The organism is Paraconexibacter sp., from assembly GCF_041602235.1.
Lineage (GTDB): Bacteria > Actinomycetota > Thermoleophilia > Solirubrobacterales > Solirubrobacteraceae > Paraconexibacter.
Map to the genome: position 1 here is coordinate 1 of NZ_JBFIGP010000430.1, position 2,217 is coordinate 2,217.

Genomic DNA, 2,217 nt, shown 5'->3' on the forward strand with positions numbered 1-2,217 from the left:
CGGTACCCGGTGCCGACGAACAGCCCGTCCACCACGGCGCGTCGGGTCTCCTCGGGGCGGATCACGTCGTGGATGACAGCCAGCGAGGCAGCTGTGAACGGGCTGAACGCGCTGTGCATCTCGCGCTCGAGCTCGTTCGCGAGCGCTTCGGCGGCTGCCTCGCCCTCGGCGGCCCGGGTCTCGGCGATCCTCCGGTGGTGGACGACGCGCACGGCGTTGTCGGCTGCCATGAAGCCGATCTCCGCGTTGGGCCACGCGACCACGAAGTCGGTGCCCAACGCCGGGCCGCCCATGGCGATGTAGCCGAAGCCGAACGCCTTGCGCAGCACCACGGTGACCTTGGGGACCGGGGAGCGAGCCAGCGCAGTGAACAGCTCGACGACCCGGCCCGTGATGTCCTCGCGCTCGGCGTCCAACCCGATCATCACGCCGGGGAGGTCCTGCAGGAACACGAGCGGCAGTCCGAACGCCGTGCACAGGTCCACGAGCCCGATCGCCTTGCGTAGCGCCTGAGCGTCGAGCACGCCGCCACGGAACTTCGGCTGGTTGGCGAGCACGCCGACGGGCTGCCCTTCGACCCGGGCGAGCCCGACGACCATGCTGCGCCCGTACGTCGGTCGTAGCTCGAAGAACGTCTCGGCATCCACCACCGCGTCGATGACGCGCCGTACGTCGTAGCCGCGGCGGCCGCGGTCGGGAACGATGTCCGACAGCGTCTCACTCGACGTGCCCGGCCCGACCGGGGCCGAGACGGGAGCCGAACGCGTCGCATTGGACGGCAGGTAGGACAGGAACCTCACGATGGCCGCGATCGCCGCGTGCTCGTCCGGTTCCACGCGGTGCACGACTCCGGTCGTGCGGGCGGTCATCGCTTCACCTCCCAGTTCGGCGTGCGTGGCGGCCGCACCTGTCGACGCCGTGACGAGCGCCGGCCCGGACAGGGCGACGGAGCCGGCCGCCGTCATCGAGACGAAGTCCGACGAGGCCGCCCAGAACGCCGGGTCCCCGTATGCGTTGCCGAGGATCGCAGTGGCTCGCGGGATCCGGTCCTCCATCACCCGGATCCCGAGGAAGTGCTCGCCCTCGTCGGTGCCCGCCGATGCGGCGAAGTCCGAGCCCAGCAGATCGGGCAGGCGGCCGCCGTTCGCATCGCCGAGCATGACGAGGGGAAAGCCCTTGCGCGCGGCGAGGCTCATGATCTGGCCCTGCTTGCGCGACGCGACCTTGCCGGTCGTGCCGGCCAGGACGGTGGCATCGCCTGCGATGACGCACACCTTGCGGCCCTCGATCGTGCCGACCCCCGTCACGGAGGCATCGGCGGGCGCGCGTTCGCCGACCTCGGGCCGGTCGGAGTGCGCGAGTTGGCCGATCTCGACGAACGACGACGAGTCCACCAATGCGGCGATGCGCTCACGGGCGGTCAGCAGGCCCTTGGCGTGATGGGCGGCCACACGATCCGGTCCGCCCTGTCCGAGCGCCAGGGCGCGGCGTCGCTCGAGTTCGGCGACCGCGGCCTCCTTGGACACCTCTCCAGGCAGCGGCTGGTCGTCGGATCGGTCCACCGCTGGATCGTACAAGTCGTCCGGGCGTTACGACCGAAAGATCGCGCACTGAGCCCTCCGGGAGCGTGGCGACGGCGCTGTACAGTGTGCTCGGAGATCGATCCACCGGCGGCGTGGCCGCCTCCGGCCAGCCACAGGAGCAGCCGTGTCGTCCGTGACCAGGAAGTCGGGTGGCCGCCGCAAGGCGCGCCGCGAAGCAATCGTCACCGACATGCTGCGGGTGGTCGAGGAGCTCATGGAGGACGGTGCGAGCTTCGCCGACATCACCGTCGAGCAGCTCATCACCGAGGCGGGTATCTCTCGCTCGACCTTCTACGTCTACTTCGAGGACAAGGGCGTCCTGCTCCTGGCGCTCGCCGAGGATGTCGTCGGCCGGCTCATCGACGCCGCGAGGGTCTGGTGGGAGCTGCCGCCTGACGGAACCAGGGCCGACGTCGAGAGCGCCCTGCGGGGTATCGCGGACGTCTATGCGCAGCATGCGTCGATCTGGAGCGCGCTCGTGGACACGTCGGCGTACGACCCCAACGTCCGTGCGTCGTTCCGGGGCGTGGTGGCACTCGCCATCGAGGGAGTGAGCCGCCACATCCGCGAGGGGCAGAAGGCCGGGACGGTCCGCGCTGGGCTCGATCCGAAGCGCACCGCTGCCTGGCTGACC

The 2,217-nt window shown here is 70.6% G+C and carries 2 protein-coding genes; one reads left to right on the top strand and one right to left on the bottom strand.

Features of this window, described 5'->3' with window-relative positions; translation table 11 throughout:
- Positions 1–1,562 (bottom strand): acyl-CoA carboxylase subunit beta (locus ABYE80_RS19995; protein ID WP_372792072.1); only part of this gene is annotated, 1,562 nt, incomplete at its 3' end.
- A gap of 145 nt (positions 1,563–1,707) precedes the next feature.
- On the opposite strand from ABYE80_RS19995, the gene ABYE80_RS20000 reads away from it, so the two are divergent.
- Positions 1,708–2,217 (top strand): TetR/AcrR family transcriptional regulator (locus tag ABYE80_RS20000; protein ID WP_372792074.1); only part of this gene is annotated, 510 nt, incomplete at its 3' end.